This window comes from Endozoicomonas sp. ALD068, from assembly GCF_049310145.1.
GTDB lineage: Bacteria > Pseudomonadota > Gammaproteobacteria > Pseudomonadales > Endozoicomonadaceae > Endozoicomonas_A.
The window spans coordinates 1158628-1174524 of record NZ_JBLYNU010000004.1 but is presented as its reverse complement, the minus strand read 5'-3'; the positions used below and the strand labels follow the sequence as shown (position 1 = coordinate 1174524).

The window sequence follows — 15897 nt, the reverse complement described above, 5'->3', positions numbered from 1 at the left end:
TAGAACCACTTGTTATACGCCGGTTACTCTTTACCCGACATCATAAACTTCGTTACTTTTATTGTAAAAGAAGTATTTATCAGATTTTACATCCTTCAAAATGGCTTTTGCGATTGCTTCACCCTCAATTGTCATCTGCTCATCAGAGACAAGAGCATCATAAATGTAATCTATTCCATGAATTTTTAGTTTCAGTCCACTTGGTGAAGTTAAAAAGGCATCAGGAAATCTATATGAATGAGATAAACCAGATGCTCTAACCCCATCATGGGGTAATTCATTTTCTAGCTCATGCATTGTATGCATGACTTCTCCTGATGCTGAAACTATTTTCAAATCATCACTCATGCCTGATACTTGCTGAGTTAGATCAAAGCCATTTTCTTTAGCCCATTTTTGATCGGGAATTACTCTTCGCTCTGTCACTCTCTTTGTTAATGCACTTATGTTGAAAACAATTGTTTTGGCTCGCCCTTCCCAATCAGACTCATTTGGAAATCTCATTTCTTTGAGACTAATCCCATAGTATTCTGCAAACTTTTTTGCACCCGATTGAAAGCCTTTCTTTGTTATAAAAATCCCTTTTATGTTCCCTATATCATGAAGAACACCAAAAAAGTCACGAATTTTTCCAACTGAAACCTCACTTGTATAATTTTTACACTCTATAGCGACCCGGTGAGTTTCACCCATCGACTCGAATTCCCAGTAAACGTCAATTTGATGGTTACAACCAGATTTTCCCTCCAGCTTCACATTATGCTGAACGGAAATGTTTTTTGTTTCATGTTGCTCATTTATCGCTTGATAAATTTCTTGAGCAAGCTTTTCATATTCGGTGTTTTCGTTATTCATGATGAACTTTATTGAGGCGTATAACGCCTGCTTCAGCCGCGCGCCGACAGGCGCGTCGGGTGGAGGGGCGAAGCCCCGGAACGAACTGGAAGCATTTGTTATGCTGCTACTCCTCTGAATAGGATAAATGCTCAGAATCCATTAACCCTAACAGTTGAAACCTTTCTTTTATCTTATCAACCTCTTCATATGCATAATCCACTTCACCTTCAACTAGATGAATATGAACATCATTAAGAAGAGCTTTTATGTACAACGGAGCAGAGCACTCATCAAGCTCGACAGAACCAAAGGAACGCACAATATCTATGTGCTCTCCAGTGTTATCAGGATTCATTAAAAAAGCCAAAAGTTCTCGCTTTACTTGGTTTTCATCTATGAAATCCAAGCGTTCACCTAACCCTAAAAAGACCTTAATTGCCTTTGAGTCTGATCTCAACTCATGAGTATAAATATTAAGATCTGTCGTTCTGCGTTGAATGATATTAAATGTTTCACTGGCAATTTTTTTCACAACTTTGCCAATGAATTTCTTTATTTGAATTGTATTATGAATATACGCTAGAGGACTATCATCATGAATTTCAACGTTTAACTGCTTATGCAAGAATTCCAAAAATAGTTTTTTTTCAGAATCAATGTTTGGAACAGAAGATAATGAGAAACGTCCATATCTATGTGTTTTATAAAACTTTGATAGGAGTGATAAGAATTCTTTGTGTGGAGAGGAAAGCTTATCAGTCAGTTGTTTACCTACTCTGTTTGCTAAGTCCATCGTATTATGAGTTATGAGGCTTTCCTCAAACTCTTCAATACTAATTTCATCGTTATGCTCGATTAAAATAATAGCTACTTTAAATAATCGTTCAATACCAACAGATAGAGAATATAAGACTTCAAATATATCAACAGAGTGATTCAATCCTTCTAATGTATCTAATGTTTTAATTCCGTTATATATGAAGGTTCCTGAAGCATCTAACTCCATTCCTAACCCAAAATTTTTCCACCACACTTCTGGTTTCATATGTACGATTTCCGTTTAGCAGCATAACGCCATGCTGTGGGGCGCCGCACAGCGGTGTCCCAGCCCCTTTAGGGGCGACACCAGCAACTTGTTAGCATGGCAGCCCACCCGCAAGGGCAAATGGTGAATGATGCAGAGGATTAGCAGCTTTCTTGCTGAACTGATTGAAGCGCACAATCTCTGATATTTAAAAGCTTCCAGGCGATAAAGAAGCTGATGCAACTTTGAACTGGCATAGGGCCACTGAGTAAAAAGTACCGATAAACTGAAAACCAACGCTGACATGCCCAACGATACACCGCAGATTTTTCAGCGACAGACTTCACACCAGCAGACATGAACTGCTGAGAACTACTGAAAAGTTAGTGTAACAGTGTCTTTTTGCTGGGAGGTTCTAACTCGAAACCCACCATAGATAGTGAACCCAAAAACTCTTTTTGAAAACTGGTCTTTTCACAACCAGAAACTCTCTATTATTGCTGCCTGCTAACGCCATGCTGTGGGGCGCCGCACAGCGGCGTCCCAGCCCCTTTAGGGGCGACACGAGCAATTTGTTAAGTGCTAGCCTCTTTAGAAGTGAATAATTTAAAGATAATTACTAGGGGATAAAGTCCGCCGATAAAAGAGACAAAGGCAATAAATAATACGAAGAAATTTAGAGTGTTACCCTTATAAACTTCGGTCTCGTAGAATAACTCGCCACTAAATTTATCAGCAATAAACTCTGTCTGATACTCGTCAAAACCTTTGTGATAGTAACCAATAACTAAACTATGGATCTGACTATTTTTGAGTACTTTTACACTGCTTTTACTCATACTAGTGCCGAAGTTAATAGTTCCATGTTTGGTTTTTGCTAAAAGCCGATAACACTTACAACTTCTGGAATAGTAAATGTCATGAAAGCTGCCCTCTACAATCTGAGATTCTGCTCCATCAGTTTTCCATTTAAACCACTTAAATGAGCTTTCACCTGCTAAATAGGAAACATAAAACATTCCAGACGACATTATGACAAAGAAAACTGCGATGATATATTTCAATTTTTAACGTACTTATTTCTTGTGATGGAGTCACTTAACGCTTGGTTCAGGTGCGCCGTAGGCGTCACCTGGAACCACTTGTTAAATTTCAGTCTCGATTTTTTGGGAGTTTGATAACTATATCTGCAAGATCATCGATTTGACTTGAGTCTTGCATTATGGCTTTGAGGTAAACTCTACGCTGACGATCAAAATGGTGATTATTTATAGGCGATGCTTGAGGCGCAATAATAAAATTGTAAGGAGTGATATACCGACATCTCAGTTCAGCCTCACCGTTAAGCTCTACTGGAACATTATCAATTACTGTTGCTCCATCATCATAATCAGCCCTAGAGATCAATCGATCTTTGAAGATGGCGAACTCTTCTGAACAATACCCTAACTGTTCTCTTGAATCTTCAAGGTGTTCTGTATTGTAGAGCCCTGTTGGCTCCATCGCTTCAGCTTCAACATAGACGAATGATTGATAGTATGAGCCTTTGTTGACAGCGGCAATTTTCTTAATCTTAAGCTCATCTATGTCCATACGTACAAAGTTATCACTTATAACTTTGAATTTTTTAATGTGAAGATCACCATAACCCCACCACCAAATAGGTGTGGCATTCGAGAAGTCGAGAGGCTCTTTTAAAAGAATTTCCAGTCTTTTCGCTGCGTTTTCTCCATCAAACCACTCAACACCTCTCACGCCAGGAAACGCTGAACTAAACCGCATCGAAAAGAATGATGTACTTGACTCGTTTAAGGTTGGTCTAGGGTCTTTTTTTTTAAACGGATTTTCACCAAGTTTTGGTTTTGGCTTGATTTTTAGGCCGTAAACTTCATGAATCAGTTGATTAAGAGAGTTCTCAAATTCATTATCATCAGAAAAATCAATATACATCCGACTTGCTAAGCAAATAGGTGTTTTCATTGCTTTTGTAACATTCCTAACCACAGGAATGAACTTCGTGGTTTGCTGATTCATTAGCAGGCTGGCGGTTAAAATATTGTTTTCATAACCTACGCCACCAACACCCTCATTTGACTTGTCAATATAGGGATCAGTACATATAACAAGAACACGATCCGAGTCAGTAAGACCGTGTTCCATAAACTTTGGAAGGTTAGCTCCCAGCTCTAAATCCCACTGATCAAGCAAGGTTTCAATACCTTTACCCATCAGTTCAGTTGCAAGCCTGCAAACCCATTCCTTATGCTCTTCATTGTCATGAGAGTATGAAATAAATACTTTTGGATTTTCTACCATTTATACAACTCGATATTGATGGTTGGAGAAATTTAACCCCAAAGCTGACGGGCAACGTAGTTGTCCCTGTTGAGCGTGTTGTTAGATTTACGATTGCACAGAACTGGAGAATAAATAATGTCAGGAACTTATGCGGGTTTTGATCTTTCCGCCATGCTTTGGTTTTTGCATGAATACTGTGAGGAAGTCCAGCTTTCAAAAGTCGGACACGATTGGCGATTTTATGCCTTGAGCGAAGAGCATGGGGAATATGAAAATACAGGAACTCTGTTTCATGTGGTTTCATTTGCATTCCAGCCTTTTCTTGAATTAGCCAAAAAGCGAAGGACTGAAATACGAAAGAAGGGAGATGAGTTTCTAAAGAGCATTGAAGCTATGAAGCACTCTGAAGTTGAAGAGTGAATCTAACGCCATGCTGTGGGGCGCCGTAGGCGTCCCAGCCCCTTTAGGGGCGACACCAGCAACTTGTTAGCTGCTTGCATGGTTGGCCAGCCACTCACTACGAATGAGTGCATATATATGCATGTCGTGAAGTTTGCCCATGGAAAAAGCAGCTTCTCTATTGGTTCCTTCGTGTACAAAACCAACATTTTTCGCGACCTTCTCTGAGGCGATATTTTTCGTTGAAATACGCAATTCAATCCGGTTTACTTGTTTTGATTGAAATAGATAGTTAGTGAGCAAAAGGAGCGCTTCTGTAGCAAAACCTTTTCCACGATCTTCTTTACTGAATATGTGGTATCCGACCTCTAAGGCATCGAAGTATGGAACTGATTTAAAGGCCCAAGTAGAGCCGATAATATTTTCGTGTTTATCTGCAATGATAAATTTCGATAATGATTCTGAAAGGAATCCACTTTTATGAAGCTCTTTCCTCAAGTCTGCCGCAGAAACCATTAATGTGGGTAGATATTCGCCAAGGCTTTCAATATTTCCAGATAACTCTGCTAATTGATCTATGTCTTGCTCTCGTATCACACGTAATTTGATATTTTTTCCGTTAAGCATAAAAACTCGATGGTTGAACGCAGCTAACGCCGCCAGCAGCGGCCGAGTGAAACGAGGTCCAGCGACCGCAGGGAGCGATGCTGGCTGGCCTTGTTATGTTTATATTCCATGGCTAAACCACCGATAAGCAAATGCTGTATATAACGCCATGGCTGCAATGCTTGACGGATATACTTTTTGAGCAAGATCACTGCCTACTTTTTTAAGGTGTGCTCCATAAATTAGAAACGAACTAATGATTAATTGGAATGTGTACATACTTGCTAACGCAGTTTTGCCACCTGGACCAGAAAGCTCTGTAAAGAAAGTCATCCAGAGGCCTGATGCAGCAGCAATGATTGCCAGCGCACCAATTATTTTTACGATTGTAGTCATAGGTTTACTTTGAAAACATAACGCCGCAATTACCGGTAGGAACGGAGTTGGTTAAAGTGTGCTATTTAAGCACACTTTAAGCGACGCAGTGGATGTCCGGTAGATTGCTTTGTTAACTCGGGATTTAAGTTTTATCGATGCCCTCATCCAATGCTTTGCTAACCTTGCCATCGATTTTCTTAAGTACTACCGGCGTTGTGAAGCCCAGAATAAGGGATAGAAACCATATGCGACCAACGGCACCGGGAGTCGGTTGAATTGAGCCCAAAAACAGAAACGCTAAACCGAAGCCTATTCCTAGCCCGGCTAGAAACATACCGCCCACCCAATAACCTCTTGCACGGCTATTTTCCTTAGTCTGTTTTGTTCTCGCTTCAGGCAATTCGACAGGAGCCGCTTCAAAAGCTGGTGGTTTGGTTAGATCAAGCTCACTAGTCCAGGCTCGAATTAAACTTGAGATGCTAGCAATAAGCGGGCAAGTCCACAAAAGGACAAGATCCTGATTTGATAGATTGAATGCCTCAACTAAAGTGCTCACGTAAATTCCTTTTTTTAGACTTCGAATGTAGAGTTAACGCTGGCAGCAAGGGTGGCGAACGCAGTGAGCCATCCCTTTGCCTGTATTTGTTAGCCCGGCAGCCCTGCCGCCTGGGACAATGTTGATAGATGCAGAGGAGTTTCAGTAAAACCTGCACCTGCTGCACCGATTGAAGTGCATAAAAGTTACCGCTGGAAAACTTGCAGGCAACGCCAATGCTGATACAACTTTTAACTGGTTTAGTGCGCCGGACCAAATACTCATAAACACCGTGAACCCACGCTGACCCTCTGTGTCAGAATAGATGTCGCCTCTTTTGATTCATGACTCTCAATAACTGAGAGCATTTAGAAAGAGGCTGTTATGGCTCGCTATTCCAAAGAAATGAAAGAGTCCATTATCCAGAAGATGATGCCGCCAAATAATGTTTCCGTGGCTCAGCTTAAAAGAGAAACCGGCATTACTGATGCGACCCTGTATACTTGGCGCAAACAGGCAAAAGCGCAAGGTGTAGTCGTGCCCGGTGATGGTAAGAATCCTCAGCAGTGGAGTGCTGAAAACAAGTTCGCGGTTCTGATGGAAACCGCCAACATGAACACAACAGAGCTATCCGAATACTGTCGTAAGAAGGGTCTCTACTATGAAGACCTGCAGCAGTGGAAAGCTGATTTTATCGCAGGCAGCACAAAGCCTGCTGAATCCCGTCAGGTACAGGCCGCTGCCAGACGAGATGACAAGAAGCGCATCCAGAAACTGGAAAAAGAACTCAAACGCAAAGACAAAGCACTTGCTGAAACCGCAGCACTGTTGGTTCTAACAAAAAAGGCAAACGCGATCTGGGGGGAGCGCGAGGACGATTGATTCCTCTCCCTGATCGCAAGGAAGCCGTTGCTTTAATCCAGGAAGCTGTTTCACAGGGTGCACGTAAAGTGAAAGCCTGTGCTGCGCTCAACCTGTCGATACGCACGGTTCAGCGCTGGCAAAAAGATGTAGAACAGGTGCGGGAAGATCAGCGTCAATACGCAGACCGGCCAATGCCTGCCAACCAACTAACCAAGAGTGAGCAAAACGAGATTCTGAAAGTCTGTAACAGCGAGCGATTCAAAAGTAAGTCGCCATGCCAGATTGTACCGACACTGGCCGACGAAGGTGTTTATATAGCTTCTGAGTCAAGCTTTTATCGAGTGCTGAAGGCCCATAATCAACAGCATCACCGCGGTCGCAGTCAGAAGCCCGCAAAGCGGAAGCCAACATCGCATCGGGCTACGGCACCGAATCAGCTCTGGTCGTGGGATATAACATTCTTGGGGTCGCCCATCAGGGGTAAATATTATTATCTCTATTTGGTTCTGGACGTCTATAGCCGCATGATTGTGACCTGGGAAGTCCATGAAAGGGAGTCCTCTGATCTGGCTGCTCAGATGATCCGCAAAGCCTTCATGCAGAATAAAATCAGCCTTCAGGAGCAACCACTGGTTCTGCACTCCGATAATGGCAGCCCAATGAAAGGGGCGACCATGCTGAGTACTCTTCAGCAGCTGGGTGTGCAGACATCGTTCAGCAGGCCACGCGTGAGTAACGATAACTCATACTCAGAGTCAGGCTTCAGAACCATGAAATACCGTCCTGGGTATCCGAATCACTTCTCCAGTCTGGAGTCAGCCAGAGAGTGGGTGTATGGGTTCGTAAACTGGTACAACATGGAGCATAAGCACAGTGGCATCAAGTTCCAGACCCCCTACGACAGACACACAGGGAAGGCTCAGAAAAAGGTTCTGAATCGTGAAAGAGTTTACCGTAAAGCAAAAGAGCAACACCCTGAGCGATGGGGAAGCCGTGAAACCAGAAACTGGCAATTACCGGTAGAGGTGTGGCTTAACCCTGAGCGATCAGAGAATCAGCAGCATTGTGATTTAGCTGCATAAGTTGAGGCGACATCTACCTTGAAAGTTACCGCTGACATGCCCAACAAGACACCGCAGATTTTTCATCGACTGACACAGAATCTACAGACATGCATTACTGAGAATTACTCAGAACTGGAATTGACCAGACTGATTGCTGGCGTAGATTTTGGTTCGTGACTCATCTATTGGAAAAATAGAAAAAACTTTCATACTGCTGCCGGCTAACGCTTGCAGCAAGGGTGGCGAACGCAGTGAGCCATCCCTTTGCCTGTATTTGTTAGCCCGGCAGCCCTGCCGCCTGGGACAATGTTGATAGATGCAGAGGAGTTTCAGTAAAACCTGCACCTGCTGCACCGATTGAAGTGCATAAAAGTTACCGCTGGAAAACTTGCAGGCAACGCCAATGCTGATACAACTTTTAACTGGTTTAGTGCGCCGGACCAAATACTCATAAACACCGTGAACCCACGCTGACATGCCCAACAAGACACCGCAGATTTTTCATCGACTGACACAGAATCTACAGACATGCATTACTGAGAATTACTCAGAACTGGAATTGACCAGACTGATTGCTGGCGTAGATTTTGGTTCGTGACTCATCTATTGGAAAAATAGAAAAAACTTTCATACTGCTGCCGACTAACGCCATGCTGTGGGGCGCCGCACAGCGGCGTCCCAGCCCCTTTAGGGGCGACACGAGCAATTTGTTAAGTGCTAGCCTCTTTAGAAGTGAATAATTTAAAGATAATTACTAGGGGATAAAGTCCGCCGATAAAAGAGACAAAGGCAATAAATAGTACGAAGAAATTTAGAGTGTTACCCTTATAAACTTCGGTCTCGTAGAATAACTCGCCACTAAATTTATCAGCAATAAACTCTGTCTGATACTCGTCAAAACCTTTGTGATAGTAACCAATAACTAAACTATGGATCTGACTATTTTTGAGTACTTTTACACTGCTTTTACTCATACTAGTGCCGAAGTTAATAGTTCCATGTTTGGTTTTTGCTAAAAGCCGATAACACTTACAACTTCTGGAATAGTAAATGTCATGAAAGCTGCCCTCTACAATCTGAGATTCTGCTCCATCAGTTTTCCATTTAAACCACTTAAATGAGCTTTCACCTGCTAAATAGGAAACATAAAACATTCCAGACGACATTATGACAAAGAAAACTGCGATGATATATTTCAATTTTTAACGTACTTATTTCTTGTGATGGAGTCACTTAACCGCAAAGCTGACGGGCGCACAGTATGTGCGTCCCAGACTGGCGTGTTGTTAGCTGCCGGTATGCACGGGACTCGAAGAATGGATAATTTTGAAATAAACAAAAGAATCGCAGAGATAGAAAATTATTGCTTTGAGGTAGCAGAAAAAACTGTTTATCGCGAGCAAGTCAAATACGTGCGTGTTCGTGAATTAGTGTCTAACCAGAAGTCAATTTATTTTGACTTCCAACCGGCAACAGATTGGGGGCATGGAGGGCCGCTACTCCAAGAACACAAAGTCACATTAGATATTCTTGAAGATGAAACGCACGGCACATTATGGGAAGCAATGAAATTCAATGGATATACAGTAAGCATAAAAGTTGCTGAGACTCCATTAAAAGCAGCCATGCTCGCAATAATTGCAGGACAAATTAAAGGCAGCTAACGCCTGCCAGCAGGGGCACGGAACGTGTCCCAATGGCTGGCTTTGTTATACATTAATCAGTATAAAAATAATTTACTGTTTCTCGCGACGTATGAACTGAATCGAGGCAACCTCCGATCCCATAAACAGTAATCTCTTTTCCCATAGAATATGCCATTAATAGTCCTGAAATTTGTGTTCTCCCTAAATCAGTCGAGCCGTCAATTGCCCACCTTGTCGGTTGAGAGGTCACACATTGCTGATCCGTATTTAAATGTGTACGATTTCCAGAATGTGTAAAAAGTAATGCACCATTTTTCATAAAATATAGGTTACTTATCTTTCCGACGGTAGCATAACCAGCAAATACTGGATTTGATAAAATTACCGCTAGAATTAGAATTTTCTTCATTAGATTTTCTCAATTATGTATAACGCCATGCTGTGGGGCGCCGCACAGCGGTGTCCCAGCCCCTTCAGGGGCGACACCAGCAACTTGTTAGCATGGCAGCCCACCCGCAAGGGCAAATGGTGAATGATGCGGAGGATTGGCAGCCTTCTTGCTGAACTGATTGAAGCGCACAATCTCTGATATTTAAAAGCTTCCAGGCGATAAAGAAGCTGATGCAACTTTGAACTGGCATAGGGCCACTGAGCAAAAAGTACCGATAAACTGAAAACCAACGCTGACATGCCCAACGATACACCGCAGATTTTTCAGCGACAGACTTCACACCAACAGACATGAACTGCTGAGAACTACTGAAAAGTTAGTGTAACAGTGTCTTTTTGCTGGGAGGTTCTAACTCGAAACCCACCATAGGCAGTGAACCCAAAAGCTCTTTTTGAAAACTGGTCTTTTCACAACCAGAAACTCTCTATTATTGCTGCCTGCTAACGCCTGGTTCAGCCGCGCCGCCGACGGCGGCGTCGGGTGGAGGGGCGTAGCCCCGGAACGAACTGGAACCATTTGTTATGTCACGTGCTAGAGGATTTTGTGGCTGTTAGAAGAAATACAGGATAGTTTCCATGTGGTTTATGTACAACGCTAGCTGAAGTTACTTTAACTTTGATGAATCCAGCATCAACTGCTGCTTTTGTAATGGCTTTGCGATCAAAACCATGATGATGAACACCTGTATCCTCTGTGTGAAATGAACCATCTTCTTTATCAAGGTCTGCGATTGCGATAAAACCCTCAGACTCAAGCATTGAGTGAAGCTTACGGAACATTTTTTCAATGTTTTTCACATGATGCATTGTCATGGAAGATATAACACCGTTATATTGGTGATCCATATCTCGTCTTTCAAGATCAATTTCGAGGATATCTAGCTGGCAGTGAATTTTATTTCTTTTTTGTTCAAGCTGCTGATTCATTGATGGCGAGATATCTATTGCGGTTATTTTTTTAACATGTGGAGCAATCCTTTCAAGTAGCAAACCAGTTCCTGACCCAAAGTCCATTAGATGCATTGTTTCATCTAGTTTTACATTGCGAAGAATAGAGTTCGCAATATTCTCAACATTAGCAACTCGAGTTTTTGTTAATTCATAACTACTTGCTTTTTGAGCAAAGAAATCAGTACCCATTACTACCTCTGTTAATTTGCTTATTTTTCTTTATTTGATGAACTTTGTCGATATTGATGAAGTGACATAACGCCCAGCGCACCGGACGAGCGAAGCGAAGTTCCAGCACGCTTGCGTGCGTTGGTGACGCTGCTGGTTAGGTGTATTTTGTAAGTTCATCGGTCGATTTCAAGTTTTGTATTACTTCTTGTATTAGGCTTTCTTTACCTCTAAAAGCCTCGCATAGATTTACTCGAAGATCGATATCTTCATTAATATCCGCGATTATTGTTAATATCTCACCATCAGGAACACTGTCGCCTAAGCAATAGTAAAGTTCACACGCTGCATGCTGGCGAACCAAGATATCATCATCGCGGTTAGTAATTATCAAAGTTAACAAAGCCCTTACTTCAGCAATTATCTCTGAAACATCGTCAAGCTCTAGAAGGATCGCTTTTAGCGCATCGACTCGTATATAGTCCTCTTCTTCGATATCTCTTGCTGTATCTATTAGATCCTTCATCATGTACTTGGGCACCTAACGCCGCCAACACGGGCCGCAATGTAGCGGCGAAGCCGCGAAATGGAGGTCCAGCCAGCTTTGCTGGCGATCGTGCTTGGCTTTGTTATGTGCTGGGACTAGAAACAAGCTCAATTGCCCCCGATTGGTTTATTGTAATGGTGTCGTTAAAGTTCATGCCGCCAGTGACATAGCCAAGACTTGGCTCAGAGTATACGGTGCCACCTTGCAAAGTTACGGATACCGAGTAGCTACTGTCATGAAGATTTTCAAAATGGCACTCTATTTCACCGCCAACCCCAAGCTGCTTGACACTGCAAGACTGCCCCGCAACTGATATATAAGCTGACTCTATATGCTGGCCAGAAGAGTTTACAAACTTTACCGATGCTCCTTTGCCCGAATACACACTGTGGCCGATGGCAAAGAAAAGTACTAAGCCAATCAGTACGATCAATAACAGTGCGATAGTAGAAAATTTAAATAGAGCTTTCATGTTGGTGCACATAACGCCTTTAGCAACGGACAATTACGGAGCCAAAGGCGGAGTAATTGGTCCGATTGCCTAAACTTGTTATGAGTTTGTGCTTAGACATTGAGGGAATCCCTATTCCTTGATGCTGTGTTTAGCGTGATTTTCGAGTTCTTTGGCTATCTCTTTCTTCTCGTTGTTGCGACGGCGAACCTTGCTCGATTCTTTGAGTTCCTCAGTCGTAACCCAATGCTCCATATTGGAATGGCCACGTTTACCGCCACTGCCTCCTTCCGTAGGGCCTTTCATTGTGCTCATGCTTTTATCTCTAGAGACTCATAACAGCTATTAGATCTCAAGCGAGTGATATTAGATATTACACTCACACGCGGCATATCCCCCTAAATCAAGAAATATCAACTCGCTTGAGATATATCCCGACTTTCCAACCTGTCATAAAGTCATTAATTATCAACAGACTATAAGCCATTTTACCTACCGCCCCAGATAGACCGCAAGTGAGTTATTTGCATTTTTAGTATTTTCTTCAATAATACTGTACAAATAAACAGCTTTTGAGTTTACCATGCCATCTCCTTTTATGACTGAAGTACGCAACACCCTCAGAGTGAAGCGCTATAGCTATAAAACTGAACAGTCCTATTGTTATTGGATCAAGTACTTCATTCGTTATCAACACATGAAGCATCCTCAGTATTTAGGGCCTGATCATGTCAGACAATTTTTGACTTATCTTGCCGTTCAGCGTCGGGTTGCGACTTCAACACAAAACCAGGCATTGAATGCTCTGAACTTTTTATACAAACAAGTTTTAGGTAGACCTTTGGGGGATGTCAGCAATCTGGTCAAAGCCAAAAAGGCCACAAAGATTCCTGTGGTGTTTGAACGACATGAAGTGAATGCAATTTTCACAGTGATCAGCCCTACACACAAGTTACCGGTTCAGCTGATGTATGGTTCCGGGTTGCGGCTAATGGAGTGCCTTCGCCTGCGTATTAAGGACATTGATTTCAACCGTATGGCCATTATTGTTCGCAGTGGTAAAGGCAATAAGGACCGGGTAACCATCTTGCCAGACCAGCTTATTCCTGAGCTAAAAGCTCGCATAAGCGAGGTTCGCCTTCTCCATATCATGGATAAAGAGGCCGGTTTTGGTGAAGTATGGATGCCGGATTCTCTGGCAAAAAAATACCCATCTGAAGCAAAAAGCCTTCATTGGCAGTATCTATTTTGTTCTCACAAGCGTTCAATCGATCCAAGGGATGGACATGAGCGACGCCATCATATTGATGACAGTACTTTGCAACGAGCAGTAAAACGAGCCATTGAGTTATCCGGTATAGAAAAGAAAGGAAGCTGCCATACTTTCAGACATTCTTTTGCCACGCATTTGCTTGATGATGGCTACGATATTCGAACGGTTCAGGAGCTTCTTGGACACAAAGACCTGAAGACAACCCAGATCTACACTCATGTGCTAAACCGTGGTGGCCACGCAGTAAAGAGTCCTTTGTGCAAAATATAACAGGCACGCTACCGCACGGGGACCTCCCCGAGACAGCTGAAGAGCACTTATCCCTTTGGCTCAATAGCTTCCTGCCTGAGTGAATACATTCTATTGAGCGACATTGTGCCAGTATTCTCTATTGAAGGGTAGGTAGTAGTGCCTATTTATGGCTGTCTTATATTTTTCGTGATCCATTCACCACGCCTATACGTAGAAAAAGGCATAACAATAGATTGGCTGGCAGGCACGACAAGGAGTGAAGTTATATGGGTTACCGGAGCGGCGATTGATGCAGGCAGGGTCAATATATTATGGCTAAAGTAAGCAAGCGTTTATTAGTCCTTAACGCCGTGTTGTTTCAGCTGGTTTGGTTTATTGCTGTGCAAGGTGACAATCTGTATGCGCTATTGGCATTACTCTTCTTGCTTGTTATGCACTTCTCGCTAATGAAACCGGACGCACAGGAGTTACGACTGATCTTTGCCGTACCAGTCGTTGGTATCGTTGCTGACACTTTAATTATGAATGCAGGATGGATTGAGTATCAGAGTACTGATCATTTTCTTATTCCTATCTGGCTATGCGTTTTGTGGGTTGCGTTCGCGACTACTCTTAAACATTCGATGAGTTGGGTATTTAAGACCTTCTGGTTACCTCCGTTGGTGGGCTTGCTGGTTGTGCCATTCAGTTATTGGGCAGGCATTAAATTATCAGGGGCTCAGCTTTTGATCCCCATGGAAAGGCTACTGCTGCTGGAAGGCTTGGTCTGGGCTGTTTTATTGACTCTGATTGGCCATACAACAAGAAAACAGGAACAATCCTTATGCTAGCGTCTTTAACCCCAAAATCGATCATTATATTCAGCCCGGTTCTACTACTCTCTCCGTTCGCTCAAGCAGATCATCCGGCAGTTATCGGGTATGCATATCATTCGGGAACACAACAACTGGCATACACTGAAGAGCACACATTCCCGGACTTCCTGTCTCATCATGTTGTTTATAAAGAGACTGACGGAAGTATTTTCGCCAGCAAAACCATCGACTACAGCGATAGCTATATTGCGCCTGATATCATCCAGACAAATCAGCGTAATGGAGAACTGATCAAAACCGAGTTCGTGGACGATGCAATCAAAGTTTCTTACAGAACAAGCTTCGGTGCAGACACTCAACAATCAGACATTGCCTTTTCCCCTGACCTGGTGATCGATGCCGGCTTCGATCACTACATTCGTTTAAACTGGGACGCCCTCATAGCAGAAAAAGAAACAGTGATTCAATACCTGATACCAAGCCACCAACGAAAAATCGATCTCCGCATAAAAACAGTTGAATGCAAGAAAGACCTGAAAAAGACTCATATTTGCTTCAATATTGCCGCAGACAGCTGGTTATATCGCATGCTCTCGTCGTCACTTACACTCAGCTATGACAAGCAAAGCCAAAAGCTGATGATTTTCTCTGGCCGCTCTAATATCAGCGATAAGAACGGTGATTATCAAGACGTCACTATTCGCTATCAATTCCATACACCTATTAAAAACCAAGAGATTAGTTATGTTGCGAATTAGCACTCTGCTGATGGTTCTGTTTTTATTTGGCTGCAGCTCCGTCGATATCAGCCAATATCAAGATAACCAACCCACTCTCTCATTACCGGAGTTTTTCAATGGTCCTCTGACAGCCCACGGGATTCTGAAGAATCGAAGCGGCGAGGTAATACGCTACTTTAACGCCACCATGACAGGGAGCTGGGACGAAGAGGGGATTGGCACTCTGGATGAGGATTTTATTTTTGACGACGGTGAAAAACAAAAACGTATCTGGACATTCACACCGGATGGCAAGGGCAGCTACCTGGCCAGTGCAGGAGACGTTAAAGAAGCCGTGCCTGTGAAAACATCTGGCAATGCCTTATTTATGGCGTATGTACTGAACATCTTCTACAAGGGTGAACCTCTCGAAGTGTCGATAGACGACAAAATGTACCTGGTCAGCGATAAAGTCATCATCAATGAATCCATCATGACCAAGTTCGGTGTCGACTTGGGCTATATTACTCTGACGATCATCAAAGACGGGAATGATACCGGCAGCTGAAGATAGTTTCCGTTTGGGCATTCGATCCATGCAGTAGTTTCATCTGCTTTAA

At 42.9% G+C, this 15897-nt stretch carries 20 protein-coding genes; 7 read left to right on the top strand and 13 right to left on the bottom strand.

What is annotated here, in order from left to right; all coding sequences use genetic code 11:
* Window positions 1–30: 30 nt before the first annotated feature.
* The 4 genes from ACO6V5_RS03705 to ACO6V5_RS03690 all read right to left on the bottom strand — a co-directional run bounded on the left by ACO6V5_RS03705 (window position 31) and on the right by ACO6V5_RS03690 (window position 4177).
* Window positions 31–855, bottom strand: coding sequence for a restriction endonuclease (locus ACO6V5_RS03705; protein ID WP_422413981.1), 825 nt, complete (start codon window positions 853–855; stop codon window positions 31–33).
* 106 nt (window positions 856–961) lie between these two features.
* Entirely contained in the window at window positions 962–1882 is a 921-nt protein-coding gene (locus ACO6V5_RS03700; RefSeq protein ID WP_422413983.1) for a hypothetical protein, read from the bottom strand.
* 554 nt (window positions 1883–2436) lie between these two features.
* The gene (locus tag ACO6V5_RS03695) at window positions 2437–2925 is read right to left on the bottom strand and encodes a hypothetical protein (protein ID WP_422492057.1); all 489 of its coding nucleotides are present in this window, start codon (window positions 2923–2925) and stop codon (window positions 2437–2439) included.
* 88 nt (window positions 2926–3013) lie between these two features.
* Window positions 3014–4177, bottom strand: a complete 1164-nt coding sequence (locus ACO6V5_RS03690; protein ID WP_422414028.1) for a toll/interleukin-1 receptor domain-containing protein — start codon at window positions 4175–4177, stop codon at window positions 3014–3016.
* 117 nt (window positions 4178–4294) lie between these two features.
* Here ACO6V5_RS03690 and ACO6V5_RS03685 point away from each other — a divergent pair, with 117 nt between their 5' ends.
* Window positions 4295–4579 carry a hypothetical protein gene (locus tag ACO6V5_RS03685; protein ID WP_422414030.1) on the top strand — a complete coding sequence of 95 codons (285 nt, stop codon included), beginning with the start codon at window positions 4295–4297 and terminating at the stop codon, window positions 4577–4579.
* A 66-nt stretch (window positions 4580–4645) separates the two neighbouring features.
* Here ACO6V5_RS03685 and ACO6V5_RS03680 read toward each other — a convergent pair whose 3' ends face one another.
* From ACO6V5_RS03680 to ACO6V5_RS03670, 3 genes are all read right to left on the bottom strand, one after another.
* A complete protein-coding gene (locus tag ACO6V5_RS03680) occupies window positions 4646–5185 on the bottom strand; it encodes a GNAT family N-acetyltransferase (protein ID WP_422414032.1) in 540 nt (179 codons plus the stop codon).
* Window positions 5186–5284: 99 nt separating this feature from the next.
* Complete coding sequence (locus ACO6V5_RS03675; protein WP_422133982.1) at window positions 5285–5560, bottom strand: hypothetical protein; 276 nt, start codon at window positions 5558–5560, stop codon at window positions 5285–5287.
* Between the two features lie 124 nt (window positions 5561–5684).
* On the bottom strand, window positions 5685–6098 hold the full coding sequence (locus tag ACO6V5_RS03670) for a hypothetical protein (RefSeq protein WP_422414034.1): 414 nt from the start codon (window positions 6096–6098) through the stop codon (window positions 5685–5687).
* A 363-nt stretch (window positions 6099–6461) separates the two neighbouring features.
* Here ACO6V5_RS03670 and ACO6V5_RS03665 point away from each other — a divergent pair.
* Window positions 6462–8023 (top strand): IS3 family transposase gene (locus ACO6V5_RS03665; protein ID WP_422138110.1). Its coding sequence is split into 2 segments (ribosomal slippage): window positions 6462–6924 and window positions 6924–8023, totalling 1563 coding nucleotides; the frame shifts between segments, so codons are not numbered across the junction.
* A gap of 692 nt (window positions 8024–8715) precedes the next feature.
* Here ACO6V5_RS03665 and ACO6V5_RS03660 read toward each other — a convergent pair.
* Window positions 8716–9204 (bottom strand): hypothetical protein, encoded by a 489-nt coding sequence (locus ACO6V5_RS03660; RefSeq protein WP_422492057.1) that lies wholly within the window; start codon window positions 9202–9204, stop codon window positions 8716–8718.
* A gap of 117 nt (window positions 9205–9321) precedes the next feature.
* On the opposite strand from ACO6V5_RS03660, the gene ACO6V5_RS03655 reads away from it, so the two are divergent.
* Window positions 9322–9669 (top strand): phage protein NinX family protein, encoded by a 348-nt coding sequence (locus ACO6V5_RS03655; RefSeq protein WP_422441879.1) that lies wholly within the window; start codon window positions 9322–9324, stop codon window positions 9667–9669.
* A gap of 52 nt (window positions 9670–9721) precedes the next feature.
* On the opposite strand, the gene ACO6V5_RS03650 is transcribed toward ACO6V5_RS03655, so the two are convergent.
* The 5 genes from ACO6V5_RS03650 to ACO6V5_RS03630 all read right to left on the bottom strand — a co-directional run bounded on the left by ACO6V5_RS03650 (window position 9722) and on the right by ACO6V5_RS03630 (window position 12524).
* On the bottom strand, window positions 9722–10060 hold the full coding sequence (locus tag ACO6V5_RS03650) for a hypothetical protein (RefSeq protein WP_422412534.1): 339 nt from the start codon (window positions 10058–10060) through the stop codon (window positions 9722–9724).
* Between the two features lie 566 nt (window positions 10061–10626).
* Window positions 10627–11241, bottom strand: coding sequence for a class I SAM-dependent DNA methyltransferase (locus ACO6V5_RS03645; protein ID WP_422134288.1), 615 nt, complete (start codon window positions 11239–11241; stop codon window positions 10627–10629).
* A 136-nt stretch (window positions 11242–11377) separates the two neighbouring features.
* Complete coding sequence (locus tag ACO6V5_RS03640; RefSeq protein WP_422412536.1) at window positions 11378–11749, bottom strand: hypothetical protein; 372 nt, start codon at window positions 11747–11749, stop codon at window positions 11378–11380.
* A 100-nt stretch (window positions 11750–11849) separates the two neighbouring features.
* Window positions 11850–12239: a hypothetical protein gene (locus tag ACO6V5_RS03635; RefSeq protein ID WP_422412538.1), complete on the bottom strand. Its 390-nt coding sequence runs from the start codon at window positions 12237–12239 to the stop codon at window positions 11850–11852.
* Between the two features lie 111 nt (window positions 12240–12350).
* On the bottom strand, window positions 12351–12524 hold the full coding sequence (locus ACO6V5_RS03630) for a hypothetical protein (RefSeq protein ID WP_422412540.1): 174 nt from the start codon (window positions 12522–12524) through the stop codon (window positions 12351–12353).
* Window positions 12525–12801: 277 nt separating this feature from the next.
* Here ACO6V5_RS03630 and ACO6V5_RS03625 point away from each other — a divergent pair, with 277 nt between their 5' ends.
* From ACO6V5_RS03625 to ACO6V5_RS03610, 4 genes are all read left to right on the top strand, one after another.
* Entirely contained in the window at window positions 12802–13761 is a 960-nt protein-coding gene (locus ACO6V5_RS03625) for an integron integrase (RefSeq protein WP_422134289.1), read from the top strand.
* 293 nt (window positions 13762–14054) lie between these two features.
* Window positions 14055–14573, top strand: a complete 519-nt coding sequence (locus tag ACO6V5_RS03620; RefSeq protein ID WP_422412542.1) for a DUF2878 domain-containing protein — start codon at window positions 14055–14057, stop codon at window positions 14571–14573.
* Window positions 14567–15316 (top strand): hypothetical protein, encoded by a 750-nt coding sequence (locus ACO6V5_RS03615; protein ID WP_422138346.1) that lies wholly within the window; start codon window positions 14567–14569, stop codon window positions 15314–15316. The genes ACO6V5_RS03620 and ACO6V5_RS03615 overlap by 7 nt, the downstream gene beginning before the upstream one ends.
* Window positions 15303–15845 carry a DUF3833 domain-containing protein gene (locus ACO6V5_RS03610; RefSeq protein ID WP_422138347.1) on the top strand — a complete coding sequence of 181 codons (543 nt, stop codon included), beginning with the start codon at window positions 15303–15305 and terminating at the stop codon, window positions 15843–15845. Before ACO6V5_RS03615 ends, ACO6V5_RS03610 begins: the two co-directional genes overlap by 14 nt.
* The last annotated feature ends 52 nt before the right edge of the window (window positions 15846–15897 follow it).